This is a genomic window from Rhizobium oryziradicis (genome assembly GCF_001939045.1).
GTDB lineage: Bacteria > Pseudomonadota > Alphaproteobacteria > Rhizobiales > Rhizobiaceae > Allorhizobium > Allorhizobium oryziradicis.
On record NZ_MKIM01000027.1, the window covers coordinates 796,175 to 822,670 of the forward strand.

24 protein-coding genes are annotated in these 26,496 nt (G+C 55.5%); 19 read left to right on the forward strand and 5 right to left on the reverse strand.

The window, feature by feature from the left end:
• Positions 1-186 precede the first annotated feature (186 nt).
• Positions 187-1,674: a nucleobase:cation symporter-2 family protein gene (locus BJF95_RS14855; protein WP_139317532.1), complete on the forward strand. Its 1,488-nt coding sequence runs from the start codon at positions 187-189 to the stop codon at positions 1,672-1,674.
• A 42-nt stretch (positions 1,675-1,716) separates the two neighbouring features.
• Here the strand turns inward: BJF95_RS14855 and erpA are convergent, their stop codons facing one another.
• Positions 1,717-2,049: an iron-sulfur cluster insertion protein ErpA gene (gene erpA / locus BJF95_RS14860; protein WP_075640185.1), complete on the reverse strand. Its 333-nt coding sequence runs from the start codon at positions 2,047-2,049 to the stop codon at positions 1,717-1,719.
• 205 nt (positions 2,050-2,254) lie between these two features.
• Between erpA and BJF95_RS14865 the strand changes: the two genes are divergently transcribed.
• From BJF95_RS14865 to BJF95_RS14925, 13 genes are all read left to right on the forward strand, one after another.
• Positions 2,255-3,472, forward strand: coding sequence for a deoxyguanosinetriphosphate triphosphohydrolase (locus BJF95_RS14865; protein WP_075640186.1), 1,218 nt, complete (start codon positions 2,255-2,257; stop codon positions 3,470-3,472).
• 117 nt (positions 3,473-3,589) lie between these two features.
• Entirely contained in the window at positions 3,590-5,347 is a 1,758-nt protein-coding gene (argS, locus tag BJF95_RS14870; protein WP_075640373.1) for an arginine--tRNA ligase, read from the forward strand.
• 66 nt (positions 5,348-5,413) lie between these two features.
• Complete coding sequence (locus tag BJF95_RS14875; protein WP_075640187.1) at positions 5,414-8,032, forward strand: SPOR domain-containing protein; 2,619 nt, start codon at positions 5,414-5,416, stop codon at positions 8,030-8,032.
• Positions 8,033-8,162: 130 nt separating this feature from the next.
• Entirely contained in the window at positions 8,163-9,179 is a 1,017-nt protein-coding gene (nagZ, locus tag BJF95_RS14880; protein ID WP_075640188.1) for a beta-N-acetylhexosaminidase, read from the forward strand.
• Positions 9,179-10,048, forward strand: coding sequence for a segregation and condensation protein A (locus BJF95_RS14885; protein ID WP_075640189.1), 870 nt, complete (start codon positions 9,179-9,181; stop codon positions 10,046-10,048). The genes nagZ and BJF95_RS14885 overlap by 1 nt, the downstream gene beginning before the upstream one ends.
• 4 nt (positions 10,049-10,052) lie before the next feature.
• Positions 10,053-10,769 (forward strand): SMC-Scp complex subunit ScpB, encoded by a 717-nt coding sequence (gene scpB / locus BJF95_RS14890; RefSeq protein ID WP_075640190.1) that lies wholly within the window; start codon positions 10,053-10,055, stop codon positions 10,767-10,769.
• 161 nt (positions 10,770-10,930) lie between these two features.
• Positions 10,931-11,125, forward strand: a complete 195-nt coding sequence (locus BJF95_RS14895; protein ID WP_075640191.1) for a twin-arginine translocase TatA/TatE family subunit — start codon at positions 10,931-10,933, stop codon at positions 11,123-11,125.
• A gap of 94 nt (positions 11,126-11,219) precedes the next feature.
• Positions 11,220-11,819, forward strand: a complete 600-nt coding sequence (gene tatB, locus BJF95_RS14900) for a Sec-independent protein translocase protein TatB (RefSeq protein WP_075640192.1) — start codon at positions 11,220-11,222, stop codon at positions 11,817-11,819.
• Between the two features lie 37 nt (positions 11,820-11,856).
• Positions 11,857-12,675 carry a twin-arginine translocase subunit TatC gene (gene tatC, locus BJF95_RS14905; RefSeq protein ID WP_075640193.1) on the forward strand — a complete coding sequence of 273 codons (819 nt, stop codon included), beginning with the start codon at positions 11,857-11,859 and terminating at the stop codon, positions 12,673-12,675.
• Positions 12,676-12,778: 103 nt separating this feature from the next.
• The gene (gene serS, locus BJF95_RS14910; RefSeq protein WP_075640194.1) at positions 12,779-14,062 is read left to right on the forward strand and encodes a serine--tRNA ligase; all 1,284 of its coding nucleotides are present in this window, start codon (positions 12,779-12,781) and stop codon (positions 14,060-14,062) included.
• A gap of 78 nt (positions 14,063-14,140) precedes the next feature.
• Positions 14,141-14,911: a 5'/3'-nucleotidase SurE gene (gene surE / locus BJF95_RS14915; RefSeq protein WP_075640195.1), complete on the forward strand. Its 771-nt coding sequence runs from the start codon at positions 14,141-14,143 to the stop codon at positions 14,909-14,911.
• The gene (locus tag BJF95_RS14920; RefSeq protein WP_075640196.1) at positions 14,908-15,561 is read left to right on the forward strand and encodes a protein-L-isoaspartate(D-aspartate) O-methyltransferase; all 654 of its coding nucleotides are present in this window, start codon (positions 14,908-14,910) and stop codon (positions 15,559-15,561) included. Before surE ends, BJF95_RS14920 begins: the two co-directional genes overlap by 4 nt.
• A 168-nt stretch (positions 15,562-15,729) precedes the next feature.
• Positions 15,730-17,307 carry a LysM peptidoglycan-binding domain-containing M23 family metallopeptidase gene (locus tag BJF95_RS14925; protein WP_075640197.1) on the forward strand — a complete coding sequence of 526 codons (1,578 nt, stop codon included), beginning with the start codon at positions 15,730-15,732 and terminating at the stop codon, positions 17,305-17,307.
• Between the two features lie 61 nt (positions 17,308-17,368).
• On the opposite strand, the gene BJF95_RS14930 is transcribed toward BJF95_RS14925, so the two are convergent.
• On the reverse strand, positions 17,369-18,238 hold the full coding sequence (locus BJF95_RS14930; protein ID WP_075640198.1) for an ATP-binding protein: 870 nt from the start codon (positions 18,236-18,238) through the stop codon (positions 17,369-17,371).
• Between the two features lie 208 nt (positions 18,239-18,446).
• Here BJF95_RS14930 and yajC point away from each other — a divergent pair, with 208 nt between their 5' ends.
• The 5 genes from yajC to BJF95_RS14955 all read left to right on the forward strand — a co-directional run bounded on the left by yajC (position 18,447) and on the right by BJF95_RS14955 (position 23,351).
• On the forward strand, positions 18,447-18,788 hold the full coding sequence (gene yajC, locus BJF95_RS14935) for a preprotein translocase subunit YajC (RefSeq protein ID WP_075640374.1): 342 nt from the start codon (positions 18,447-18,449) through the stop codon (positions 18,786-18,788).
• Positions 18,789-18,855: 67 nt separating this feature from the next.
• Positions 18,856-21,417 carry a protein translocase subunit SecDF gene (gene secDF, locus BJF95_RS14940; RefSeq protein ID WP_075640375.1) on the forward strand — a complete coding sequence of 854 codons (2,562 nt, stop codon included), beginning with the start codon at positions 18,856-18,858 and terminating at the stop codon, positions 21,415-21,417.
• 3 nt (positions 21,418-21,420) lie between these two features.
• A complete protein-coding gene (locus BJF95_RS14945) occupies positions 21,421-21,807 on the forward strand; it encodes an Mth938-like domain-containing protein (protein WP_075640199.1) in 387 nt (128 codons plus the stop codon).
• 4 nt (positions 21,808-21,811) lie between these two features.
• Positions 21,812-22,681 carry a phytoene/squalene synthase family protein gene (locus tag BJF95_RS14950; RefSeq protein ID WP_075640200.1) on the forward strand — a complete coding sequence of 290 codons (870 nt, stop codon included), beginning with the start codon at positions 21,812-21,814 and terminating at the stop codon, positions 22,679-22,681.
• Positions 22,682-22,892: 211 nt separating this feature from the next.
• The gene (locus BJF95_RS14955; RefSeq protein WP_075640201.1) at positions 22,893-23,351 is read left to right on the forward strand and encodes a hypothetical protein; all 459 of its coding nucleotides are present in this window, start codon (positions 22,893-22,895) and stop codon (positions 23,349-23,351) included.
• A gap of 45 nt (positions 23,352-23,396) precedes the next feature.
• Here BJF95_RS14955 and trmFO read toward each other — a convergent pair whose 3' ends face one another.
• From trmFO to BJF95_RS14970, 3 genes are all read right to left on the reverse strand, one after another.
• Positions 23,397-24,863 carry a methylenetetrahydrofolate--tRNA-(uracil(54)-C(5))-methyltransferase (FADH(2)-oxidizing) TrmFO gene (gene trmFO, locus BJF95_RS14960; RefSeq protein ID WP_075640202.1) on the reverse strand — a complete coding sequence of 489 codons (1,467 nt, stop codon included), beginning with the start codon at positions 24,861-24,863 and terminating at the stop codon, positions 23,397-23,399.
• Between the two features lie 194 nt (positions 24,864-25,057).
• Positions 25,058-25,201, reverse strand: coding sequence for a DUF1127 domain-containing protein (locus BJF95_RS14965; protein WP_075640203.1), 144 nt, complete (start codon positions 25,199-25,201; stop codon positions 25,058-25,060).
• Between the two features lie 395 nt (positions 25,202-25,596).
• A complete protein-coding gene (locus BJF95_RS14970) occupies positions 25,597-25,746 on the reverse strand; it encodes a DUF1127 domain-containing protein (protein WP_075640204.1) in 150 nt (49 codons plus the stop codon).
• Positions 25,747-26,496 lie beyond the last annotated feature (750 nt).

The following is a 26,496-nucleotide window of genomic DNA, read 5'->3' on the forward strand; positions in this document are numbered from 1 at the left end:
GAATTCTCCATCATCGATCGACGGTCTTTTTAGCGCAATTGCAAGAGTTTGCCACTGCGATTTGCTGAAAAACATATTTAAGATTTTGCAAATTTTCACTGTTGCGGCATTCTGTTTGGGTTGTGATGCGACGTTTTGGGAGGAGCGTGCGTATTCAAGATAAAAATGGGGAACATAATGTCTGACATGGTAAAAAAGACAGAGCCTGTTGACGAAATCCTGCCCATGCCGCGATTGGCCGTGCTGGGCATTCAACATGTTTTGGTGATGTATGCGGGGGCGGTGGCTGTTCCGCTGATTATCGGGCGGGCGCTCAAATTGCCGCCGGAAGATGTCGCTTTTTTGATCTCAGCCGATCTGTTTGCGTGCGGCTTGGTGACGTTGATTCAGTCTTTTGGCTTGACCCAGTGGTTTGGCATCAAGCTGCCCGTGATGATGGGTGTCACCTTTGCATCCGTTGGTCCCATGTTGGCCATGGCATCCAGCCTGCCGGGTGTTGATGGCGCGCGTTTGATTTTTGGCTCCATTATCGGAGCAGGGCTGGTCTCGTTGCTGATTGCGCCTTTGGTCAGCCGATTGTTGCGCTTTTTTCCGCCGGTGGTGACAGGCACGATCATTTTGGTGATTGGCGTGACATTAATGCGGATTGGTATCAACTGGATTTTTGGCAATCCCTTTGGCCCCACCGCACCCAGTGTGGTGGATCCCGCGGCGGTGAAGTGGTTGGCCGATGTGAAGGCTCTGGCGGCCAGCGGCGTGGCCATTCCGGAAATACCAGCGAAATTGAGCTTTGCGCCAACGGTTGCTAATCCAGCCTATGCGCCTTTAAGCGGCGTTGCTGTTTCAGCCGTGGTGCTTGTTTCGATTTTGCTGATCTCGCGTTTTGGCAAAGGCTTTGTTGCCAATATCGCGGTGCTGATGGGCATTGTCATCGGCGGTATTCTAACCGCACTGTTGGGCATGATGCATTTTGACAAAGTGGCCAATGCGGCCTGGTTTGCCCCGATCATGCCTTTTCACTTCGGCATCCCCATTTTCGATCCGATTGCCATTGTAACGATGTCGGTGGTGATGATTGTGGTGATGATTGAGTCCACGGGCATGTTTTTGGCTTTGGGCGAACTGACTGGCAAAACCGTAACGCGTCCGATGCTGGCAGCGGGGCTGAGAACCGATGGGCTCGGCACGCTGCTTGGCGGGATTTTCAACACTTTTCCTTACACCAGTTTTTCGCAAAATGTTGGGCTGGTTGGGGTAACCGGCGTGCGCTCACGCTTTGTCTGCGTGGCTGGCGGGCTTTTTCTTGTTGCTCTTGGCTTTTTGCCAAAGATGGCGGCCTTGGTGGAGGCTTTGCCGACCGTCGTTTTGGGTGGGGCGGGGCTCGTGATGTTTGGCATGGTGGCTGCAACCGGCATTCGCATTCTCGCCAGTGTCGATTTCAAGAGAAGTCGCAACAATCTCTTCGTTGTTGCTGTGTCGCTGGGCTTTGGGATGATTCCCTTGATTGCACCCAACTTCAAACAATGGATGCCCCATGAACTTCACACACTGATTGATTCCGGCATTCTACTGGCATCATTTGCTGCGGTTGTTCTCAATGCCTTTTTCAACGGCGTGGGTGAAGCATCGGTGGAAAATGTGACAGAAGCTGCCAAATTGGCCGACGCCCACTAACAAGCCAAAAGCCGCCGGAGACATCCGGCGGCACACCCGGCTTTACACGGCAAAGCTGGTGCCACAGCCGCAGCTGGCGACTGCGTTGGGATTGTTGATCTGGAAGGACTGGCCCAGCAGGTTATCAACAAAATCAATCTCTGAGCCCGCCATATAGACCAGCGACATTTCATCAATCAAAAGGGTTGCGCCATCGCGTTCAATCACCAGATCGCCATCTTGAGCATCCTTGTCGAGATCAAACTTATAGGAAAAGCCCGAACAGCCGCCGCCTTCAACGGAAACGCGCAAGGCTTTTTTATCGGCCTCTGCGGCCACAATTTTCGCAATGCGCCGGGCCGCAGCCTCGGAAACACGCACAGTCTGATTCGTCATAATCGCCTCCTGACGGGTTCAAGGCCCGTAGAAATTCGGTGGTTTGGATTTCAGTTTAATCTGAAATCGAACGTTTTGATACAAAAATGCATTCAAAACACGGCATGGTGTTGGGCAAGACCGTGCCTTGTGTTGGCATTTCCTATAGGTATGAAGTCGAGACGTGAGCGTCAATGGTGGTTGAGCGGGTGTGGGTGTAGCAGGCATGACGATTGATAAAAACGCATTGGGGTTTGGCTTTGGCGAGCGGGCGGTTTTTGCAGCCGACCCATGGACATCGCTTGGCAGGCTCTACCCTGAATCCAACAGCCTGACGCGCTCCGATTTCCAGCGCGACCGTGACCGTATTGTTCACACCACAGCGTTTCGACGCCTCAAGCATAAGACACAGGTGTTCATTGGTCCCGATGGCGACCATTATCGCACGCGGTTGACCCACACCATTGAAGTGGCGCAGATTGCACGCGCGCTGGCCCGTGCTTTTCATATTGATGAAGATTTGGCCGAGGGCGTGGCGCTGGTGCATGATTTTGGCCACACACCTTTTGGCCACACCGGCGAAGACGCGCTGCATGAACTGCTGCTGCCGTACGGCGGGTTTGATCATAATGCGCAATCGCTCAGAATTGTCACCAAGCTGGAGCGCCGCTACGCAGAGTTTGACGGGCTGAACCTGACCTGGGAAACGCTGGAAGGCCTGGTCAAGCACAATGGCCCACTGACAAACGCCAATGGCGAATGCATCAAAGGCCCGGTGCCTTTGCCAATTGTGGAGTATTGCCAGCTGCAAGATCTTGATATCGCCAGCCATGCCAGCCTGGAGGCGCAAGCGGCTGCCGTTGCCGATGACATTGCCTATAACACCCATGATATTGATGATGGGCTGCGCTCCGGCTTCCTGACCTTTGATATGCTGGAAGAGGTGCCGTTTCTGGCCGGGCTAATGCAGGAAGTGCGCGACCGCTATCCCAATCTGGAGGCGGAACGCTTTACCCATGAAATCATGCGCCGCCAGATCACTCGCATGGTGGAAGATGTGATTGCGGTGGCGCAAAGCCGGCTCAACCGTATCAAACCCATGTCGGCGGATGATATTCGCAAGGCAGGCGAAACCATCATCACCTTTTCCGATGCCATGGCCGAGACGGATCGGCAGATCAAGAAAATGCTGTTTTCGAAAATCTACCGCCATCCAGACATTATGCGTATCCGCGCCGGGGCCGCGCAGATTGTGACCGATCTGTTCAATGCCTATATGGCAGATCCAACCCTGATGCGCAGTGACTATTGGGTCGAGCACACAGCGGGGCTGGAAATTCCGGCCAAAGCCCGCCATGTCGGCGATTTTCTGGCTGGTATGACGGATACCTATGCTGTGCGTGTGCATCGACAGCTGTTTGACCACACACCCGATTTGCGTTAGGCAGCGGGCGAAAGTGCTGGCGCATGAAAGCATATCTCCTGAAACCGTGTTGCGGTTTTAGGAGACATCTAACACGCCGTGGGCACAGTCTGTTTGCATCTGTCTGGATTGATCGTCATGAACCTCTTCGCCGATTTCGAAAATCGAATCAAAAACGCGCTCGAAAGCCTTGATATCGTAAAGGAAAAGCGAAGCGAGCTGTCTTTTGACAGGATTGTTGTCGAGCCGCCGCGCGATGCAAGCCACGGCGATGCAGCTACAAATGCGGCCATGGTGCTGGCCAAGCCGCTGGGCACAAACCCGCGCGCGCTGGCCGATCTTCTGGGCGAAAAGCTCAAAGAGGATGCCGATGTTGCCGAGGTATCCGTTGCCGGGCCTGGATTTTTGAATATTCGTCTGTCTGTTGCATACTGGCAACGCTTGCTGGCCTCGGTGATTACCGAGAGCGAAGCCTATGGCCGCTCAGGCGTGGGCGAGGGCCGCAAGGTCAACGTGGAATATGTCTCCGCCAACCCGACTGGTCCCATGCATGTGGGCCATTGCCGAGGTGCTGTGGTGGGCGATGCGCTGGCTAATCTGCTGTCGTTTGCGGGCTTTGATGTCACCAAGGAATATTACATCAATGATGCGGGATCGCAGATTGATGTGTTGGCGCGCTCTGTGTTTATTCGCTATCGTGAAGCGCTGGGCGAGAGTGTGGGCGAAATTCCCGCAGGTCTTTATCCGGGTGATTACCTTATTCCGGTCGGCGAGGCGCTGGCCAAGGAATATGGTGTTCGGCTGCACAATATGCCGGAAGAACAGTGGATGGCGATTGTCAAGGATCGCGCCATTGATGCGATGATGGCGATGATCCGCGATGATCTGGCTGCCCTGAATGTGCACCATGATCTGTTTTACTCGGAGCGCAAATTGCATGAAAATGGCGCAGCCGCCATTCGCACTGCCATCAATGATCTGACATTCAAGGGTCATGTCTATCGTGGCACACTGCCGCCACCAAAGGGGCAGTTGCCGGAGGATTGGGAAGACCGTGAACAGACCTTGTTCCGTTCCACCGAAGTGGGTGACGACATGGACCGTCCGTTGATCAAATCGGATGGCAGCTACACCTATTTTGCCGCCGACGTTGCTTATTTCAAAGATAAGTTTGATCGCGGTTTCGATCAGATGATCTATGTGCTTGGGGCAGACCATGGCGGCTACGTCAAGCGGTTAGAGGCGGTTGCGCGCGCGGTGTCGGATGGCAAGGCCAAGCTGACCGTGTTGCTGTGCCAGATGGTGAAGCTGCTGCGCGATGGCGAACCGGTGAAGATGTCCAAACGCTCCGGTGACTTTGTGACGCTGCGTGATGTGGTGGAAGAAGTTGGCCGTGATTCGGTGCGCTTCATGATGTTGTATCGTAAAAGCAGCGAAACATTGGACTTTGATTTTGCCAAAGTCACAGAGCAGTCCAAGGACAATCCGGTGTTTTACGTGCAGTATGCCCATGCCCGTTGCATGTCCATTTTCCGTCAGGCTTTTGAAGCGTTTGGCGAGATGGATTTGTCGGCTAAAACCCTTGCAGAATCAGTGGCTGAGATCACTGATCCGGCAGAAATGCAGTTGATCGCCAAGCTTGCGGAATATCCGCGAATCGTTGAATCTGCGGCCCTGTCCATGGAGCCACATCGCATCGCATTTTACCTGTATGATCTTGCCAGTTCTTTCCATGCGCATTGGAATAAAGGTAAGGATCGTCCGGAATTACGATTTGTTAACGATAAAAATAGACAATCAACCCTTGCCAGACTTGGGCTGGTGCATGCTGTCGCTGCTGTATTGAAGTCTGGTCTCGGTATTACGGGCACAGATGCTCCTTCGGAAATGCGATAGTCTTGACACCAATAACCCACATTGCTCTGGCAAGCCGATTGTCGCGTAGCGAGTGGAAATAAAGTGATGGTGCAAAAACCGGCCTCGTACAATAGGGACCCAGCAAGCAATGCTTTTGCGGATGATGATCCGCTGGCAGAGCTTGCTCGCCTTGTGGGGTATGATGCACCCCGCTCCGATCGCCAGCAACAGCCTCGGGTGGAGCCGGAAATGTCGGCCAGCCACTTAGGTGTAAGCCATGCAGATCCCAGCCCAGCTGGCACTGGCTACGTAGCACCGCGCCAACCGGCTGATCACTTTGAGGATTCGGCGCATCTTCGTTCAGCTTACAACGACGAGCGGCAGCGTTTGTCTGTATTTGAGCCCGTTTCTTTTGGATCATCCCCCGCAAGAGCAGTGCCGCAAGATGACGGCGTCAGCAGTGAGAGTGATCTGGCTGATGAACTGCTGTGGTCAATGGGGGAAGTGGCTGCCGAGCCGCAGCGCTCGCCATCGGGTGGCGCGGATGCATCCGAGGGCTATAACCGCTTTCGCCTGCCTCTTGCCAATTTTAATCCTGTTCCATCAACGCCCACCCGGCGCGATGAGCCGCCGATGCAGCGGTCAGAGGCCTTGTACAAGCCTGCGTCTGAGCCCGAGCCTGATCAATGGGCGGTGGCGTCTGAGCCGCCAGTCGTTCGCCCCACCGCGCCGGTCTATGCTGCACCATCCTCTCCTGCAGCCGCTTCAGAGCGCCATCGGGAGCCGGATTTTGACAGCTATCCTGTGTCGGAAACGCCGACACCAGATCTGTCCTTTTCCATAGAGTCCGAGCATCGCCCGGCTCCTGCTGCTTTTCCAGAGCCAGTGTTTGAAGCGCCAGCAAAGCGTGAAGCGCCAAATTTCTTCAATGAGCCCTCCTTTCATGTAGAAGAGCCGCGTGTTGCGCAGACCTTCGGGGCAGAGCCGCAGATGGCTTCGTCTCCGGCCGGTGAGGATGATTTCTTTGCGGGTGATCTGGAACTGGATCTCGCCGAGATCGAATTGGACTTGGCTGACATGGAGCCAGAACCCGTGCTCGCGCGTGCGGCTTCACAGCCTGTACCTGCGCAAGCACCGATTTCTAGCGCGCCAGAGCCCGTTTATCAGGCACCAAAGCCAGCACAGGCTGCTGCGCAAGTGCCTCAGCCTGATTATCGGGCACCTTCTCATGACGCGCAGCAGGATTTGCCTGCTCCGCCATTGCCTTTTGATGCGTCGGCAATTTCAGACCAGGATGAGCATTTAGAGGTCATTGCTCATCTGGATGTGCCGGATCTGCCGCCGCCAGAAGAAGAAAAGCCGGTTAATTATGTAACCGAATATGATTTTGATATTGATGCCGAGTTGGCAAACCTGCTCGACAAAACCGCCGAGCAACAGGCACAGCAGCCCGCACCTGCGGCGCATCAGGCTCCCGCTGCGGTCGCTGCATCTGCCCAGATGCCGCAGCCGAAAAACAGCCTGAGTGATGACTTCGACGTGTTTGAAAAGGCGCTTGAGGAGGATTTCCGGCGCACGCTTGATACGCAATATAATTTCGGTGCCAAAAAGGCGGGTGCTTTGCCCGAGGTGCCAGAGATTGACGATGAGGAATTTGAAGAGGAAGAGCGATCTTCTTCGCGCCGGTGGATTGCGATTGCTGCGGCCGCTGCGATTGTGCTTGTGGGCGGTGGCGGTGTCTTTGCCTGGATGAAGAGCGGTGGCGGTGAGATTCTTGGCGGTGGTGAACCCAAAATCGTGATGGCCGATAAGGATCCGGTGAAGGTTGTTCCCGCCAATCCGGGTGGAAAATCGGTGCCCAATCAGAACAAGGCGGTTTATGATCGCGTGTCTGGTGCAACGACGGATCAGCCTGCACAAAAAAATCTGATCTCGCAGGATGAAGAGCCGATGGATGTTGCCCAGCGGACATTGGGGCCGGACAATCTGCCACTTGATGACGAAGGTGGCGGTGCCAATGCGGAAGCGGGGGCAAATCCTGCGAATGGTGGTGCGACCAATAGTGCAAACAACGGCGATGAAAACCTGTCGCCTCGTCGGGTAAAAACCATGATCGTGCGCCCGGACGGAACGTTGGTAGCACAGGATGATTTGGCGAATGCTGGCACCCAGACCGCCAACGCCGCACCGGGGACAGCGACACCTGCTGCGACCCCGGCTTCAACAACAGCATCAACGACGGGCCAATCCGTTGGAGATTTGCTGGCGTCGGGTGAGGCGCAGCCAGACGCGGCAGCGGCGACCGCCGATGATTTTGCCGGCGTGCCTGCACCCAATATGCCCGTGCCAATGACGCGGCCAACGCAGACGGCGTCTGCCCAGCCAGCTGCTGAAAAGCCAGCCACTGAAAAGCTTGTGGCTCCGTCTGGCGCGGCGCAAGCCGCTGTCACCACGCCCGTGGCCTCAACCTCGACAGCGCCGGGAGAGTATCTGATACAGATTTCCTCCTTGCCGACCGAGGCGGATGCACAGAAGAGCTATAAGAATCTGTCGACCAAATATAGCAGCGTGATTGGTGGTCGCGGCATGAACATCAAGGCGGCAGAGGTGGCAGGCAAGGGTACCTATTATCGGGTGCGGATTCCTGCGGGCAGCAAGGATGCGGCAGTTTCGCTGTGCGAACGCTATCGGGCGGCTGGCGGAAGCTGCATGGTTGTCCGCTAAGATCATTCTGGACGATCTAAAAGGGGCTGTTTCGCTGGAAACGGCCCCTTTTTGTCGTTTTTGCGCTGTTTTCTGTGCATGATCACAGCTTGCCTCTCGGCTTTTGCCAAAGCTTCATTATTGTCACGGCATGACCCACGCAAAAGCAATGATTTTGGGCTGTTCAGGCCCCGTTCTCACTCCGGATGAAAAAGCCTTTTTTGGCGATCATCAGCCTTGGGGTTTTATTCTGTTTGGCCGAAACTGTGTTGACGCCACCCAGATCAGTGATCTGGTGGCTTCCATGCGTGAAACGGTTGGCGGGCGCAATGCACCTGTGCTGATCGATCAGGAGGGCGGGCGTGTACAGCGCATTCGCGAGCCCATGTGCCAGCGCTACCCATCGGGCGCAGACATTGGCGCGCTTTACCGGCAGGATCGTGAGAAGGGTCTGCGGGCCGCCTGGCTTATGTCGCGTCTGCACGCTTTTGATTTGCTGCGCTTCGGTATCAATGTGGATTGCCTGCCGGTGTTGGATGTGCCGGTGGAGGGTGCTAATAATGTCATTGGCAATCGCGCCTATGGCACAGACCCGAAGACCGTGGGCGAGATTGGCGAGGCCGCAGCGGCAGGCCTATCGGCGGGCGGCGTTTTGCCGGTGATGAAACACATTCCCGGTCATGGCCGGGGCATGGCCGATTCGCATCACGAATTGCCGGTGGTCACCGCCAGTCGGGCCGAGCTTGAGGCCCATGACTTTCCACCGTTCCAACGGCTGAAAGGTGAATTGATGGCGATGACCGCGCATGTGGTCTATTCCGCCTATGATCCGATCTATACCGCCTCGACCTCCACCACCGTGATTAATGAGGTTATTCGCGGCACGATTGGCTTCCAGGGCCTGCTGATGAATGATGATATTTCCATGAATGCGCTGAAGGGCACAATCGCAGAGCGCGCCGCCGCTGTGGTTGCGGCTGGCAATGACGTTTTGCTCCATTGCCACGGCATCATGGAGGAAATGGTGCAGGTGGCGGCTCATGCTCCGGTTTTGGCCTATGCGGCATTGCAAAGAGCGCAGGCGGTTGAAGCGGCTTTTGGACCCGGCGATGGTGCTGATGAGCAAGCCTTGCGTGATGAGTTTCATGCGCTGATCGCGGTGTCGTGATGGTTGATCCTGGCGCGCCAGCTATGGTGACCACCACGGATGTGCCGATGGACAAGCTGTGGCAAGAGGGCAGTGCTGTCGAGCGTGTCAGCGAAGACGAGGCCTTGCTGATTGACGTTGCCGGTTTTGAAGGCCCGCTCGATCTGTTGCTGTTTTTGGCCCGCAATCAAAAGGTCGATCTGTCGCGTATTTCTGTTTTGGCGTTGGCCGAGCAATATTTGATTTTCGTGGAAAAGGCCCGCAGTATCCGGCTGGAGCTGGCGGCAGATTATCTGGTGATGGCGGCATGGCTGGCCTATCTGAAATCGCGGCTGCTGATTCCGCAGCAGGCCAAGGATGATGAGCCTTCGGGCGAGGAAATGGCTGCGGCCCTGTCGTTTCGCCTGAAGCGGCTGGAGGCGATGCGTGATGCTGCCGGGCGGCTGGTGAACCGCAATCGGCTGGGGCGCGATGTGTTTGTGCGTGGTGCGCCGGAGCACGTGCCGGATAGAATGCACTCTTCCTATGACGCCAGCCTTTATGATCTTTTGTCTGCCTATGCCAATTTGCGCCAGCGACAAGCGTTCACGCAGGTCACAATTGAGCGCAGACGCGTGTGGTCGCTGGTGGATGCCCGCACCATGCTCAACCGTATGATCGGTGAGATTAGCGATTGGACGGCGCTCAATCACTATTTGCTGCAATATCTGACGGATCCCACTGAGCGCGTCACCGCCATGGCCAGCGCATTTGCGGCGTCGCTGGAACTGGTGCGCGAGGGCAAGCTGGAAATTCGTCAAGACGGAGCCTTTCAGCCGATTTTCATGCGCGGTGGCAATGGCCGCATGGCAGATGGCAGTCTTGCCGTCGCTGCCGCTCAACAGGGCTGAGACAATGACAACGGACGATCATGACGACGGGCAAAATCTGCAACAGCCATCGGCGGATTTAAGCGAGATCCGCCAGCGTGAAGCTGCTCGAATTGCTGAAGCGCTGGTTTTTGCCTCGGCAGAGCCGGTGTCTGAGAGCTTTTTGGCAGAGCGCTTGCCGCGCAACACCGATGTTGGCGCGCTGATGCGCAGCTTGCAGGCCGATTACGCGCCGCGCGGGGTGAATTTGCTACGCATTGACGGGCATTGGGCGTTTCGCACCGCGGCGGATCTGGCCTTTGCGATTCGCAAAGAGGAGAGCGAGGTCAAAAAACTGTCGCGGGCGGCGTTGGAAGTGTTGGCCATTATTGCCTATCACCAGCCCGTCACACGCGCCGAGATCGAAGATGTTCGCGGTGTGCAAACGTCCAAAGGCACAATCGATGTGTTGCTGGAAGCGGGCTGGGTGCGGTTTCGCGGCCGCAGGCGCACGCCGGGCCGGCCGGTGACCTTTGGGACGACGCGGGATTTTCTTGACCACTTCGGCTTGGAAGAAATCAGAGACCTGCCAGGCATGGAAGAGCTCAAAGGGGCGGGGTTGTTAACGGGCCGCATCCCGGCCAATTTTCATGTGCCCATGCCAACCGATGGTGTGGATCTGAACGAAGACGAAGATCCCATCACGCAACTCGATCTGGAAGAGTTGGGTTTGCTCACGCCTCTTGATGAAAGAAATGACTGATTTTGCCTGACAATCGCGTGAAATGTGCTGTGCATGTTGATGGTGTGGTCTTGGCGGCTTGCCTCTGTCGTTTTACCATGCCAAGCATGCGTGTAATTGTTGTTTGAAAAAGACGTGCAGAGATCTTACATGCGTAAGATCAAGGAAACAGGAGCGGGATCATGGGATCTTTTAGTATGTGGCATTGGCTGATCGTTCTTGCGATCGTGCTGTTGTTGTTTGGTCGCGGTAAGATTCCCGATCTGATGGGCGACGTTGCCAAGGGCATCAAAAGTTTCAAAAAGGGCATGGCGGATGATGATGCCCCGGAGAAGCCGTCACAGACGGTGGACCACAAGGCTGACGATCATAAGTGATCGTTGAATAAATCTGCGCACAGGCGAGATTGTTCGCCTGTGAATATGACGTGAATAGGTCGCCGCTTGGCCGACGGCTTCGGGAGCCTGAAGAATGCTGGACATTGGCTGGAGCGAATTGCTGGTCATTGCGGTCATTTTGATCGTGGTGGTGGGTCCAAAAGACTTGCCTCCGATGCTGCGCGCATTCGGAAAAATGACAACGCGCTTGCGCAAGACGGCGGGCGAGTTTCGCGCGCAGTTCGATGATGCCCTGCGCGAAGCCGATATGGATGATTTGCGCAAAACCATAGGCGATGCGCAAAAGCTCAATCCCGCCAATGCACTTCGCGACGCCATGAACCCGCTGCGGCAGATGGGGGCCGATATAAAGGCCGATTTGCAGCGCGCCACGCATGTCGATCATTTTCCTCTTGCCGATGCGAGTGGAATTGCTGCAAGCGACCAGCCACTCGTGCCAATGACGGATGCCGATTTTCCGCCTCTTGGCCCGATTGACAATCCACATCCATCGCAGTTTTCGCCGCGCGGGTCGGCATCTAGCCATAATCAGCGCGGTGGCAGTGGTGTGGGAAAATCTGCCCGCTCAAGACGTGAATTGATTGTAACGCCGTCATCAGTGGCTCATGCGAGCGCCAAAGCCGCCTCAAGGTCTGCTGTTCGGAGAGCTTTCCGCAAAAGTGACCGTTCGTAATACCTGACCGTGATACCTGAGAAGTCAAGGATGAAGCATGAGTGACATTGACGATAAACCGCAGCCACTTGTGGAGCATCTGGTTGAGCTGCGCTCTCGGCTGATCTGGTCGCTTGGCGCTTTTTTTGTTGCCTTCATCGTGTGCTTTTTCTTTGCGAAACACCTGTTCAATTTGCTGGTGATTCCTTACAAATGGGCGGTGCTTTGGGCGCATCTGGATGTTACCAAGGCCGAGTTGATCTACACTGCTCCGCAGGAGTTTTTCTTCACGCAGGTGAAGGTCTCCATGTTCTGCGCCATGGTGGTGTCCTTTCCGGTGATCGCGGCGCAAGTGTATAAATTCGTGGCTCCCGGCCTGTACAAGAATGAGCGCGCGGCTTTTCTTCCGTTTCTGATTGCCTCGCCTGTGTTGTTTCTGATGGGCGCGGCACTGGTTTATTTCTTCTTCACGCCGATGGTGATGTGGTTTTTCCTGGCAATGCAGCAAGCGCCGGGCCAAGGCGATGTTGCAATTTCGCTGATGCCCAAGGTGTCGGAATATCTCAGCCTCATCATGTCCTTGGTGTTTGCCTTTGGCCTGGTGTTTCAGTTGCCGGTGGTCACAACGCTTTTGGCGCGGGTTGGCATTTTGGAATCGAAATGGCTGGCCGAGAAACGCAAATACTTCATCGTGATCGCCTTTATTGCGGCTGCGATTTTGACCCCGCCTGATCCCATGTCCCAGATCGGTCTTGCACTGCCCACAATCCTTCTTTACGAAGTTTCCATCTACGCGGCAAAGCTGGTGGAACGTGGGCGGGCGAAGGCAGCAGCTTCCGAAGGCTCATCGTCAACCGATGTGGATGCGCGCGATTAAGACGCGCGCGTCTCTTGTCGCAATAACCCCTGACGGGATCGGATGAAATTGGACCCGTTTGGTCAGCATAACGATCCCAGTCTGAATTGAAGATCTGGAAACGATGCTCGATATTAAATGGATCCGTGAGAACCCCGAAGCTCTTGATCAGGCGCTGGCCAAGCGCAGTGCCGAGCCTTTGTCTGCCGGTCTGATCGCGCTGGACGAAAAGCGCCGCGCCATTGTGCAATCCATGCAGGACATGCAGTCGCGCCGCAATTCGGTGTCCAAGGAAATTGGCGCTGCCATGGCCGCCAAAAATTCGGAACTTGCCGGAAAACTGAAGGCCGAAGTGGCATCGCTGAAAGACAGCCTGCCTGCTGCAGAAGAAGAAGAGCGCAGGCTGACAGCAGAGCTGAATGATGCCCTGTCGCGCATTCCAAACATTCCGCATGAGGATGTGCCGGTTGGCAAGGATGAGCATGACAATGTGGTGACCCGCGTGGTTGGCCAAAAGCCCGGTTGGAATCATCCGGCACAAGAGCATCCCGAAATTGGCGAAGCGCTGGGCTATATGGATTTCGAGCGGGCCGCCAAGCTTTCTGGCGCACGCTTTACCGTGCTCACGGGCCCTCTGGCCCGGCTTGAGCGCGCCATTGGTCAGTTCATGATTGATCTGCATACCAGCGAGCATGGCTACACCGAAGTGTCGTCGCCGTTGATGGTGCGCGATGAGGCCATGTTTGGCACCGGGCAATTGCCAAAGTTTGCCGAAGACCTTTTCAAAACCACAGATGGTCGCTGGCTTATTCCGACTGCCGAAGTGACGCTGACCAATCTGGTGGCCGGAGAGATTCTGGATCAGGAAAAACTGCCGCTGCGCTTTACCGCGCTGACGCCATCTTTCCGCTCAGAGGCCGGTTCTGCCGGTCGCGATACCCGCGGCATGTTGCGCCAGCATCAGTTCTGGAAATGCGAGCTGGTGTCGATCACCGATGCAGAGAGCGCTATGGCTGAGCATGAACGCATGACGGCCTGCGCCGAGGAAGTGCTCAAGCGCCTTGGTCTGCATTTCCGCACCATGACGCTGTGCTCTGGCGATATGGGCTTTGGTGCGATCAAGACCTACGACCTTGAAGTCTGGTTGCCAGGCCAAAACACCTTCCGCGAAATCTCGTCCTGCTCTGTTTGTGGTGATTTTCAGGGTCGTCGCATGAATGCGCGTTATCGCAACAAGGACGGCAAGGGCACCAGCTTTGTTCATACGCTGAATGGTTCTGGTACGGCGGTTGGTCGCTGCCTCATTGCGGTTATGGAAAATTATCTCAATGAAGATGGTTCCATCACTGTTCCTGACGTTCTTCTGCCATATATGGATGGCTTGAAGAAGATCGAGAAAGCTTCTTGATCAAACGTTATTTGTTTTCGTTTGTCTGATCAGAAAAACCGGGTTCCACTTTTTCTTGACAAACTCTAGGATCACGTGATGCGCATTTTGCTCACCAATGACGACGGTATTCATGCGGATGGACTTGCCGTTTTGGAGCGGATTGCGCACACGCTGAGCGATGATGTCTGGGTGGTTGCGCCCGAAACAGACCAGAGCGGACTTGCTCATTCGCTGACCCTGTCGGAGCCATTGCGGCTGCGACAGATGGGCGAGAAGCGCTTTGCCCTGCGCGGCACGCCTACAGATTGCGTTATCATGGCTATTCGCAAGGTTATGGACCGAAAGCCTGATCTCGTGCTCTCAGGCGTCAATGCCGGAGCCAATCTTGCGGATGACGTGACCTATTCGGGAACTGTTGCCGGTGCCATTGAGGGCACGGTGCATGGCATTCGCTCTTTTGCGCTCAGTCAGGCCTATAGCTATGAGCCGGGAGCCCCCATTCCATGGCATGTGGCCGAAACCTTTGCCCCTGAGCTGATTGCCAAATTGATGAGCGTTGATTTGCCGCCGGGCACATTGCTCAATCTGAATTTTCCCCACTGCGAACCAGACGAGGTTCAAGGTGTGGAGGTGACCGCGCAGGGCAAGCTGGAGTTTGGCTTGAGCGTTGAAGAGCGCACGGACGGCCGTGGCTTTCCCTATTATTGGCTGCGGTTTGGCGATCGCAAAGGAAATTTCCGCTCAGGAACGGATATTCGGGCGATTCGCGAGGGCCAGATTTCGGTAACCCCTTTGAAATTGGATATGACGGATTATTCTGTTCAGGATAATATTGCGCAAGCGCTGGCGACCGGAGTCGTATCTTGAAATCTGCAATGATGGAACGAGAGGGCTTTGCTGCACTGGTGTTGCGGCTGAGGTCCGAAGGCATATCCGATATCAATCTGTTGACGGCGGTTGAACAAACGCCGCGCTCCAGATTTGTTGCGCATCATCTGGCAGAACATGCTTATTCCAGCCGAACCATTCCGATTGAATGCGGCTCTTTTCTGGAAGGGGCTGATCTTGCCGTGCGGCTGTTGCATCGCTTACGCATTGGGGCTGGGCAGCGCGTGCTTGAGATTGGCACAGGCAGCGGCTTCATGACCGCCGTTCTCGGGCGCATTGTCGAGCGAGTCATTTCTGTCGAGCGTTACAAGACGCTTGTGGAGGAGGCGCAAACGCGACTGGATCAGTTCTCGATTCGCAACGTGATTTTACGCCAGGGCGATGGCAGCAACGGATTGCCGGGTGAGGGCACCTTTGACCGCATTATCGCAACGGCCGCTTTTCCTGCTATCCCCAAGACGTTCACCGAGCAATTGGTGCATAATGGCATTTTGATGTGCCCGGTCATGGTCGATGATGAACGGTGCGTGATGGTGCGGCTGACCCGCACTGGCAGCCGATTCGAGCGTGAAGATCTGTTCGAGGTGCCTTACCTGCCACTGACACCGCATATTGCCTCTTATTTGTAAGGGGCCTTTTTTGTAAGGGTTTCACGCCCTGCAAATCCTGCCGAAAAATGTCGCATTTACCAATGATTCACTAAAAAGCTTCCCAAGAAGTGATCCCGGTTAACCAGCCGGTAACACTAACGCGCTTTAATATATTCCAAGTTAGTTGCGTCGTTAGTGGATTGTATCATGCGTCAGAGTCACTCTCCAAAATCCGGCATCCCCTTTGCCAAATTGCTGTGGGTCGCTCTTATGGCGAGTGCGGCAACTGGCTGTAGCTCCGATTCGTCTCGTTTTGCAGGCTTGTTTTCAAGCAAGGACACGATGTCGACGGCCTCCGTTGGCCAGCGTCCGAGCGTCATGAACAATGCGCCTGTGCCAATGGCTGATGTGAGCAATTCGGGTGGCACCTATGCGCCCCAAACCGCATCGGCTGGCGGCGATTATGGCAATCGGCAACAGGCGATGGCACAACCTTACCCGAGCCAGCAAACCTATTCGCCAGCGCGCCGTGCTTCTTCGGCTGTGCAGGTGCAAAAGTCAGATCTCGCCCCACCGCCTGGCTCTAGCGCATCAAGCGGGCCGATTTCAGAGCGTCGACAGACGGCATCTGCGCAGCCATTCCCTTCTGCCAATGCGCAAAATGATCAACAGGACGGTTTGAAAACCGCCACTGTTCCGCATGCGGCAAACCCGGAAAGCATCAACCGCAGCAGCAACGGCTGGAGCACGGAAAATGCACCCCGCGTGGTGTTGAAGCCGGGTGAAAGTCTGGCGGCGCTGTCCAGACGCTATGGCGTTCCGGAAAAAGAAATTGTCAAGGCCAATGGCCTGTCCAGCGCAAGTGCTGCCCGTCCGGGTCAGTCCATCGTGATTCCAACCTTTGGCGCGCGCAGCACGGCCGCACGGTCTGCTGCCGCCGAAGGCTCCTTGCTGCCGCCGGGTCAAAACCCGACACCTATGCCACGCGGTGAGGAAAAACTTGCCGTATTGCCCACAAACCCGAAACTGCGCGATAAGGCGAAAGCGGAGATTGCATCTGCAAACGCCAGCAACGCAGAAGGCAGCGGCAATACACCGCCAGCAGGTGGCACCTATGTGGTGAAGCCGGGCGATTCGCTCAACAAGATCGCCCAACGCAACGGGGTGTCGGTGGCCGCTCTCAAGCAGGCCAATGGCTTGAATGCCCAAGGTGTGCGCGTTGGTCAGACATTGAATTTGCCAGCCGCCAGTGACAAGCCGGTGGTAACGCAGGTCAGCACAGGCACGCTCTCGGCAAAAGCTGAGGCCCCCAAGGTGGCGGATGCACCAAAGGCGGCTGCTGCGCCCACCAAATCTGTCACAGAAGTTGCCTCGACGGATCCAGGTGCCACAGCACCCGAAGCAACGGGCATTGGTAAATATCGCTGGCCGGTGCGCGGCGCAGTGGTTGCTGCTTTCGGTGCCAATGTTGGTGGCAAGCGCAACGATGGTATTGATATTTCCGTCCCCAATGGCACGCCGATCAAAGCCGCTGAAAATGGCGTGGTGATCTATGCTGGCAATGGCCTGAAGGAATTGGGCAACACCGTTCTAGTGCGCCACGATGATGGAACCGTGACCGTTTATGGCCACGCCAGCAACATTTCTGTGCAGCGCGGCCAAAAGGTGCAGCGCGGCCAGCAGGTTGCCACATCTGGCATGAGCGGTAACGCCACCCAGCCCACATTGCATTTCGAGGTTCGCAAGGACGCGACCCCGGTAAACCCAATGACATTCCTCGAATAGAGCATGTCGCGTTTCAGGTCGGTTGGAGAAAGACCCGGTTTCAGGCCGGGTCTTTTTCGTTTCAGGCGTTGGAAATATCCACCCGCAGGCGGCCTGCCAGATCCTGAATATATTGCCATGCCACGCGGCCAGAGCGTGCGCCGCGGGTTGTGGCCCATTCCAGCGCTTCGGCGTGAAGTTTCTCGGTGGGCAGTGGCAGGTTGAAATGGCTGGCGTAGCCGTCAATCATGGTGAGGTAATCGTCCTGGCTGCATTTGTGAAAACCCAGCCACAGACCAAAACGGTCAGACAGCGATACCTTTTCTTCAACCGCTTCTGATGGATTGATGGCGGTGGATTGCTCATTTTCCATCATGTTGCGGGGCAACAGGTGGCGGCGATTGGATGTGGCGTAGAACAGAACATTGTCTGGCCGTCCCTCAATGCCACCGTCCAAAGCTGCTTTCAAAGATTTATAGGCTGTGTCGTCGTGATCAAAGGACAGATCATCACAAAAAATGATGGCGCGTTGGCCGCTGGTTTTCAACAGATCGAGCAGGACAGGCAGCGAGGCGATATCCTCGCGGTGGACCTCAATCAGCTTCATGGCAACGCCCGATGTTTTGCACACATCGGCGTGCACGGCTTTGACCAAGGATGATTTGCCCATACCACGCGCGCCCCAAAGCAGCACATTGTTGGCCGCAAAACCTTGCGCAAAGCGCTCGGTGTTTTCATGCAGGATGTCGCGGACCCGATCAACACCACGGATGAGGGTGAGGGCGACCCGGTTTGGCCGCGCCACGGGCTGAAGCCTGGCACCGGTTGGATGCCACACAAAGCACTCTGCCGCCGTCCAGTCATTGATGGCGTTTGGCGGTCCTGCCACACGCTCCATTGCGTCTGCCAGACGTTTGACTTCCATTAAGAGCAGGGTGAGCGTATCGGTCATGGTCCGCCTCATTCTTGGGGGTGAGAGGGTAAATTGCGTGTGCATTCATGCCGCTACCATGGCGAAATGGGGCTCGAAAGTGTATTAGCCTTGGATTCGGTACGCAAAGCCGCTGTTTCTGTTGCAATTGTGGCATGTCTTACTATATTCCGGCGGCAAAACAGGGGGCATCCAGCTCTTTGCGGCCCCGGTTCCGAAGGAGTTTTTCATGTTTATTACCCAAGCATTCGCTCAGGATGCAGCACCAGCCGCTGGCGGCTTTGGCTCCGGCATGGAGATGCTGTTTCTTTTCGCGCCTTTGATGGTGATCTGGTATTTTCTGCTGATCCGTCCGCAGCGCAACCAGATGAAGAAGCGCAATGAGACCCTTTCCGCCATTCGCCGTGGCGATCAGGTGGTCTTGGGTGGCGGTCTTATTGGTAAAGTGAGCAAGGTCATTGATGACGGCGAGCTTGAAGTTGAGATTGCTGATGGCGTCAAGGTTCGCGCGCTGCGCAGCCTGATTGCAGAAGTTCGGGTCAAGGGCGAGCCGGTTAAAGCCGACGCCTGATAGCCTTTTGCTGAAGGCCGCCCTTTGAGAAGGGCGGCCGTTTTTTATCTTTAGATCCGAGATGTCGATGCTGTATTTCGCCCGCTGGAAAACAATTCTGCTTTGGCTTGCCGTCGTGGCAAGCGTATTGGTCGCGCTGCCCAATCTTTTCAGCAAGGAACAGCTGAAGCAATTCCCATCCTGGATCCCGTCCAAGCAGATCACGCTCGGGCTTGATTTGCAGGGCGGTTCTCACATCATGCTCCAGATGCAGCGGAGCGATATCGTCAAGGAACGGCTGGATACCACCGTTTCCGACATTCGCACCAATTTGCGGGACGCCAACATCCGCTACACCGGATTGAGCGGCACAGGCCAGGCCATTCAGGTGCGCATCACCGATCCGGCCCAGGTGGAAGCCGCAAAGAAAGCTTTGCAAAGCCTGACCGCTCTGGTCAGCGCCGGTGGCTTGACAGGCGGTAGCCTCCAGGAAGCGACGCTGGACGATGCGGGCGACGGCTTGCTTAAAATCAATTTGACGGATGCTGGTATTGATTACCGCATGTCCTCGGCACTGACGCAATCGATCGAAGTTGTGCGCCGCCGCGTGGACGAGCTGGGCAATACCGAGCCACTGATCCAGCGTCAGGGCAGCGATCGCATTATCGTGCAGGTGCCCGGTCTGAACGATCCGCAGCGCCTGAAGGCTTTGCTGAACCAGACCGCCAAGCTAACCTTCCGCATGGTTGATACCAGCATGCCGGTGTCTGAGGCGATCAGCGGTCGCCCGCCTGCAACTTCCGAAGTGCTGTATGGTGAAGGCGAAGCGGCAGAGCCTTATCTGGTTGAAAAGCGCACTATTATTTCTGGTGAAGACCTTGTGGATGCACAGGCAAGCTTTAACCAGCAAAATAACGAGCCTGTTGTGACATTTCGCTTTGATAGCCGTGGTTCACAGCGTTTCGCCCAGGCCACCCAGCAGAATGTCGGCAAACCCTTCGCCATCATTCTCGACAATCGGGTTATTTCCGCGCCAGTGATCCGCGAGCCAATCATTGGCGGTTCTGGCCAGATTTCGGGAAATTTCACGGTTCAAGGGGCCAATGACCTTGCCGTGCTGTTGCGCGCGGGTGCGCTGCCTGCCACGTTGACCGTGGTGGAAGAGCGCACCGTTGGCCCAAGCCTTGGTGCAGACTCCATTCGCGCCGGCGTGTCAGCGGGCTTCATCGGTGCAGGTCTTGTCGTGCTGTTGATGATCGGGCTCTATGGCTTCTTTGGCGTTTTGGCCGTTGTGGCGCTGGTCGCCAACGTGATCATGATCATGGCGGTGTTGACGCTGCTGGGCTCAACGCTGACGTTGCCGGGTATTGCCGGTATCGTTTTGACCATCGGCATGGCTGTTGACTCCAACGTGTTGATTTATGAGCGTATCCGTGAAGAGTTTCACAGCGGCCGATCCCTCATTCAGTCCATTGATACCGGCTTCTCCAAGGCGCTGGCCACCATTGTGGATGCTAACTTCACCACGCTGATTGCAGCTGGCGTGCTGTTTTTCCTCGGTTCTGGTCCCGTTCGCGGCTTCTCGGTCACGTTGGCCATTGGTATCATCACCACAGTGTTCACCGCTTTCGCGCTGACACGCTGGATGTTTGCGCTGTGGGTGAACCGTCGTCGTCCCAAGCACATGCCGAAAGGCGTGCGCACTGGCATTTTCGATGGCACCAACATTCCGTTCATGGGAATTCGTCGCTACACATTCGCCATTTCGGTGGCCTTGTCGCTGGCGGCCTTGGGTGGCTTTGGCACCGTTGGCATGAAACTCGGCATCGATTTCACCGGCGGCTCCATTATTGAGCTCAAGGCCAAACAAGGTGACGCTGACATTGCGGCCATCCGTCAGGAGTTGAGCACGTTGAATGTCGGTGACGTTCAGGTGCAGAGCTTTGGTGACAAGAGCAGCGTGCTGGTGCGTTTGCAGGCCCAGGACGAGGGTGAGAATGGCGAGCAATCTGCCGTTGCCAAGGTGCGCGATGGATTGCAAGATAGCTATGAATTCCGCCGCACGGAGGTGGTCGGGCCGTCTGTTTCTGGCGAATTGACCAAGTCGGCCACCATTGGTGTTGTTGTGTCGCTCTTGGCCATCCTTGTTTACATCTGGATTCGCTTTGAATGGCAGTTTGCCGCTGGCGCGATTATTGCGACCTTGCATGACGTGATCTTGACGCTTGGTCTCTACGTTGTCACCGGGGTCGAATTCGACCTCAGCAGTATCGCGGCGATTTTGACAATCGTTGGTTACTCGCTCAACGACACCGTGGTGGTCTATGACCGCATGCGCGAAAATCTGCGGCGCTATAAGAAAATGCCGCTGGATGTGTTGATTGACACCTCGATCAATCAAACGCTGTCGCGCACAATCCTCACATCCGTAACCACGCTTTTGGCATTGCTGGCGCTGTTCCTGTTCGGTGGTGAAGTGATCCGTTCGTTCACCTTTGCCATGCTGTTCGGTGTTCTTGTTGGTACATTCTCGTCCATCTATATCGCTGCACCTGTGTTGATTGCGTTCCGCTTGCGTCCGGAAGGTGCCAACCGCGGTGACGATGAGAAAGAAGACAAGAAGAAAGCCATTGGCGGCGCGGGGGCATAGGGTTTGGCAAAAGGAATCATCATCCGCGACGCCCATTTTCCGGGTCGTGCCCAGATCGACACCTATGGCAATGGCGGTTTCCGCTTTGCCGATATGTCCCACAAAGGCTCTCTGATGCTTTTGCCGTCAGGGATTCACGGCTGGGATGTCAATGAAGGTGACGTGTTGACGGTGGCCTCCTTGGAGCGGATTCTGGATCAGGCGGCGGAGATTGAGTTTCTGCTGGTTGGTACGGGCAAGGAGCTGGTGCGCATTCCCAATGACGTGAAGGAGGCGCTGCGTGCCGCTGGCATCGGCTCCGACCCGATGAGCACGGGTGCCGCCGTTCGCACTTATAATGTGATGCTGGCCGAAGAGCGCGCCGTGGCGGCTGTGTTGATGGCGGTTTGATGCCATGGCCGATGATGGACACAACGAGGCTGTAGCCGAGCAGGATGATGCCTGCCTCTCGGCCTTGCGCGAGACGGACAGAGATCGTTATCTCGCGTGCCTTTTATCTCCGCCGGACAAGCAGCCTGCACTGGCTGCCCTCTATGCCTTCAGCGCAGAGTTGGCACGGGTGCGTGAGCTGGTCAGAGAGCCTCTGCCGGGGGAAATCCGCCTGCAATATTGGCGTGATTTTCTATCAGGACAGGGGCATGGCGATGCTCAAGCCAACCCGCTGGCCGTTGGGTTGATGGCGACGATTGAGCGTCATCATTTGCCAATCAAGCCGCTGCTGGACATGATTGATGCGCGCGTCAGCGACCTTTACGATGATCCCATAGGCCCGAAAGCGGCGCTGGAAGGCTATGCGGGCGAAACAGCATCCGCTTTGATCCAGCTGGCAAGCCTCGTGCTGGATGATAAGGCAGCGATTGCCTGCGCTGACATTGCAGGGCATGCGGGTGTTGCGCAGGCCGTTGCCGGATTGCTGCTGCTGATGCCGCAGCACAGCGCCCGCGGTCAGCTCTATATTCCAGATGAAATTCTGACGGCCACCGGTCTGACCCGGGACAGTTTTCTGCAAGGTCAGGACACAGCCCGTATTCAGGGTGCTATTGAGGCATTCGCAGGGTTTGGCATGGACCATCTCACCAAGGCGCAAAGCTCGGGGAAGGTCCCTGCCAGCGTTTTCAACGCCTATGTGCCGGTGGCGCTGGCGCGGCCGGTTTTGGTGGCAGCGCGGCGCAACCCAGCGCGCGTTCTCGCAAGTCAGCTTCGGCCCGTACAATGGCGCAGGCAATTGACTATGCTAAAGGCAAGTTTGCTTCGCCGGTTTTAGAATGCCCATAGCGCCAAGCTGGCTGTTGCAGAGTTCAAATTCGCACAAGCTCAGAAACTTAAGTAAGTGATGGTTGACTATATTCTCTGTTTGATCAGAATTTGTTTGACAGAGCGCTGATGTGGTACATCTAAATTGTTGGAATAAGTCGCGCGCTTTAAGCTGCGCCTGACGCTTAGGTGAGCCGCAAGCGTCACTCGGAGGTTGTTCGGTGGGCATGGCGTTTGGAATATTGGTGTTCGGCACCATTATCGGTATTTCCTGGTATTTCTCGCGCATGTCAGAGCGCGACAAAGACCCGGATCTCAGCGATGTCGGGCTTGCTATTGTCGAGTTTGGTCGTGCTTTTCCCAATGAAGCGTTGCGCAGTCTGCACGCAACCGCCGACGGTAAGGCGGTTTTTGCGCGACTGCATGATAACCGTGCGGGATTTATGCGCAATATGCGCGGTCACTATGCCTGCCATGTGATCGAAAAAGGCCGCCTTCAGGCGCAAATTTTGCAACAAGGCACCGGGCTGCACGTTCTCTTTGCTGATTATCCGCAATACAATGGTGATTATCTGTTTGCCTCCGCAGAGGAAGCCGCAGAAGTGTCGCTCTGGATGCTGAGCAACTATCTCTCTGACGGCGCGCTGGATGATGCGGCTGTACCCCCAAAGCAAGACTGAAGAGGCGTGGGCAACACATAGTCTTGTGCTGCCCACGCGCGTCCCTTATTCGACGTTCATCGTCTCATCCAGCTCATCTGCTGGTGTCTCATAGGCCACAGGCGGCAAACCAAGCCAGTGTCTGCAATCAGCAATGGCACGTGCGCACATCAATTGCCGTTTCATAACGGTCTTGTCCTTACCCCGAAAGCGCTTCACACCCTCTGGCTTGACAATCGAGCCCGGTTCCAGCTCTGGAAACAGGCCGAAATTGATGTTCATCGGCTGAAACGAGCGTTTGCCCGGTTCATCATCGGAGGTGATATGGCCACCGGTGATGTGCGAGAGCAGGGCTCCCAGCGCCGTTGTTGCTGGCGGTGGGCTAATCGATTCGCCCTTGCGCTCCGAGGCTGCGAAACGCCCGGCCAAAAGGCCAATGGACGCACTCTCAACATAACCTTCACAGCCGGTGATCTGACCAGCAAAACGCAGGCCTTTTCGGCTTTTCAAGGTCAGGGACGAATCGAGCAGAATGGGGGAATTGATATAGGTGTTGCGATGCAGCCCACCGAGACGCGCGAATTCAGCATTTTCCAAACCGGGAATCATGCGAAAAATCTCGGCCTGTGCGCCGTAGCGCAGCTTGGTTTGAAAACCGACCATATTGTAGAGCGTGCCCAGCGCATTATCCTGGCGCAATTGCACAACCGCATAGGCTTTCACCGTTGGGTTATGGGCATTGGTCAAACCCATTGGCTTCATGGGACCGTGGCGGAGCGTTTCGCGTCCGCGTTCCGCCATCACTTCGATCGGCAGGCAGCCGTCGAAATAGGGGGTGCCTTCCCATTCCTTGAAGCCAACCGCATCGCCTGCAATCAAGGCATCGATAAAGGCGTTGTATTGTGTCTCATCCAATGGACAATTGATGTAATCCTTGCCTGTGCCGCCCGGACCAACCTTGTCATAGCGGGATTGATACCAGCAAATGTCCATATTGATGCTGTCGCGATGAACAATCGGCGCGATGGCATCAAAAAATGCCAGCGCATCGGCCCCGGTCTCATTGCGAATTGCTTCGGCAAGTGCTGGTGATGTTAGCGGGCCAGAAGCAATGATGGCCTGATCCCATTCTTTTGGCGGCAGTCCATCCACTTCTTCGCGCACAACGGTGATCAAGGGATGGTCATGCAGGGCCTGGGTGACGGCATTGGAGAAGCCATCGCGGTCAACTGCCAGGGCTCCACCAGCAGGCACCTGATGTTTATCGGCGCACATCATAATCAGCGAGCCAGCCAGACGCATTTCCGCATGGATGACGCCAACCGCATTGGCTGTGGCATCATCGGAGCGGAAAGAGTTGGAGCAAACCAGTTCGGCAAGGCCATCGGTCTGGTGCGCATCCGTACCACGCACGCCGCGCATCTCGTGAAGGACAACCGGCACGCCAGCCTGGGCAATCTGCCAGGCGGCTTCAGAACCTGCAAGGCCGCCGCCGATGATATGAATAGGGGAAAAAGAGCTATCTTGGGTCATGGCGCGCTCTTTATCATGCCTGCTTGCAGCTTCCAATCATTTCGCGCCGGATATTTGCGAAGGGGGTTTGACCTTTTGAAAAACTAGGCGCTTTGCACGGGTTCAAAAGATTCTATCGCACCTTTTAAACAGGCCTTAGAATCAAAAACGGCACCACGTGGTGCCGTTAAGACATACAAATCAGTCTGTTCCGATTAACGGAAAGAGCGATTTGCAATATTGCGGATTTCGTAACGGCTGATGCCGATGTCAGACAATGTCTGGTTGGACAGGTTGCCCAGTTCAGAAATCGTGCGGCGGTAGCTCATCCAGTTCTTTGCAATGCGGATCGGGTTCATGATCTTTTCCTCTTGGTAACTCGTTTGCTGATCTTGCGGTCTGTTCCGCTTCAGCTGTTGGAGCCTTTATACGCCTGAGGATTGTTTTGTGACAGTGCAATATTTAGGCGACTGCCATGCATTTGTGCAGGTGGTTGCTGCATATTTAGGCCATGATGGCTATTTGAGCAGGCATGCCTGCAGAACGGGCAGGGCGGCTTTGGATGCTAAATATAGGGTCTGTCTGAGTTTTTGGGATATATATGGTGGGAGCGCTACGAAGCGAGGATCTGGCGTGCACTGAAACGAAAAAAGCCTCCCCGAAGGGAGGCTTTCAAATATGCAACCAATGGACCGCTGCAGCAAATCTTTGTGCACCTTAACAGGTGCTTCGCTGCGAGCCGATCTATCGGGTGTTAGCGCTCGTTGACGGCGTGGCGGGCAACGCTGCGGATTTCGCTGCGGCCAATGCCGAGGTCGTGCAATTCGCGGTCCGACATGCGGCCAAGTTCAGATACGGTCTGACGATATTTGCGCCAGTTGGTGAGTGTGCGGGTCAGGTTCATGGTATGCCTCGTTTCAGCGTGTTTGCTGGCACATCCGCCAGCCCTCATTTGATGAGTTGAATATATGCTCTGCAGCATAACTTATGAAGAGCCAATGTCGCGAGGCACCTATGCTCTATATGCATGGCATGTTTAAGATTTTTAATGATCTGGCTATTTTGAGGGCAAAATCATGGATCAAAGGTGATCTGGGGCATGCGTGAAGAGCAAATGTGCGAAAATGCCGATTGTTATGCTGGGAGAAGGGGTTCAAATCCTTAACAAAGGTTAGAAATGCCTGCGCGAAGCATTAGGGTGCATAACGGAAGGTTTGGGCCTATCTCCGGGCGCTGGAATCAATAACGCCCACCGGGGGAGGAGGTCCGGCGGGCGTCATTTGAGGTGACTGACAATTGGGAGGAGCTTGTCAGTCTGATCGACGCGCATCGGGAGGAGGAGGACGCTGCGTCGAAACTTTTTGGCGGATACCGCCGTTAGCGCACATTCGGCTTGTCTGCCTGTCGTTTGCTGTTGCAGTATTCCTATCAGAATTTATGGTTTTGTGCAGTGCGATATTTTCATGGAAGATATGCATTTCACGCATGGCGTATTTTGCCCGCCCATGGCGTTCATGGAATTGCGAAGGGTCTTTCTCGCTGGAGGCTGTAACACTTTTAATCTGCTGCATAATTTCTGAAATCGATTCCAGTTTTAGACATTATGCAGTAATCAATGGGCGGGGGAGCAATCAGGAGATGGCATGTATCGCGC

Excerpts from the sequence above, each read along its gene's own strand:
- BJF95_RS14855 (WP_139317532.1), top strand. The coding sequence starts at position 187 with ATGGTAAAAAAGACAGAGCCTGTTGACGAAATCCTGCCCATGCCGCGA.
- erpA (WP_075640185.1), bottom strand. The coding sequence starts at position 2,049 with ATGACGAATCAGACTGTGCGTGTTTCCGAGGCTGCGGCCCGGCGCATT.
- BJF95_RS14865 (WP_075640186.1), top strand. The coding sequence starts at position 2,255 with ATGACGATTGATAAAAACGCATTGGGGTTTGGCTTTGGCGAGCGGGCG.
- argS (WP_075640373.1), top strand. The coding sequence starts at position 3,590 with ATGAACCTCTTCGCCGATTTCGAAAATCGAATCAAAAACGCGCTCGAA.
- BJF95_RS14875 (WP_075640187.1), top strand. The coding sequence starts at position 5,414 with ATGGTGCAAAAACCGGCCTCGTACAATAGGGACCCAGCAAGCAATGCT.
- nagZ (WP_075640188.1), top strand. The coding sequence starts at position 8,163 with ATGACCCACGCAAAAGCAATGATTTTGGGCTGTTCAGGCCCCGTTCTC.
- BJF95_RS14885 (WP_075640189.1), top strand. The coding sequence starts at position 9,179 with ATGGTTGATCCTGGCGCGCCAGCTATGGTGACCACCACGGATGTGCCG.
- scpB (WP_075640190.1), top strand. The coding sequence starts at position 10,053 with ATGACAACGGACGATCATGACGACGGGCAAAATCTGCAACAGCCATCG.
- BJF95_RS14895 (WP_075640191.1), top strand. The coding sequence starts at position 10,931 with ATGGGATCTTTTAGTATGTGGCATTGGCTGATCGTTCTTGCGATCGTG.
- tatB (WP_075640192.1), top strand. The coding sequence starts at position 11,220 with ATGCTGGACATTGGCTGGAGCGAATTGCTGGTCATTGCGGTCATTTTG.
- tatC (WP_075640193.1), top strand. The coding sequence starts at position 11,857 with ATGAGTGACATTGACGATAAACCGCAGCCACTTGTGGAGCATCTGGTT.
- serS (WP_075640194.1), top strand. The coding sequence starts at position 12,779 with ATGCTCGATATTAAATGGATCCGTGAGAACCCCGAAGCTCTTGATCAG.
- surE (WP_075640195.1), top strand. The coding sequence starts at position 14,141 with ATGCGCATTTTGCTCACCAATGACGACGGTATTCATGCGGATGGACTT.
- BJF95_RS14925 (WP_075640197.1), top strand. The coding sequence starts at position 15,730 with ATGCGTCAGAGTCACTCTCCAAAATCCGGCATCCCCTTTGCCAAATTG.
- BJF95_RS14930 (WP_075640198.1), bottom strand. The coding sequence starts at position 18,238 with ATGACCGATACGCTCACCCTGCTCTTAATGGAAGTCAAACGTCTGGCA.
- yajC (WP_075640374.1), top strand. The coding sequence starts at position 18,447 with ATGTTTATTACCCAAGCATTCGCTCAGGATGCAGCACCAGCCGCTGGC.
- secDF (WP_075640375.1), top strand. The coding sequence starts at position 18,856 with ATGCTGTATTTCGCCCGCTGGAAAACAATTCTGCTTTGGCTTGCCGTC.
- BJF95_RS14950 (WP_075640200.1), top strand. The coding sequence starts at position 21,812 with ATGGCCGATGATGGACACAACGAGGCTGTAGCCGAGCAGGATGATGCC.
- trmFO (WP_075640202.1), bottom strand. The coding sequence starts at position 24,863 with ATGACCCAAGATAGCTCTTTTTCCCCTATTCATATCATCGGCGGCGGC.
- BJF95_RS14965 (WP_075640203.1), bottom strand. The coding sequence starts at position 25,201 with ATGAACCCGATCCGCATTGCAAAGAACTGGATGAGCTACCGCCGCACG.
- BJF95_RS14970 (WP_075640204.1), bottom strand. The coding sequence starts at position 25,746 with ATGAACCTGACCCGCACACTCACCAACTGGCGCAAATATCGTCAGACC.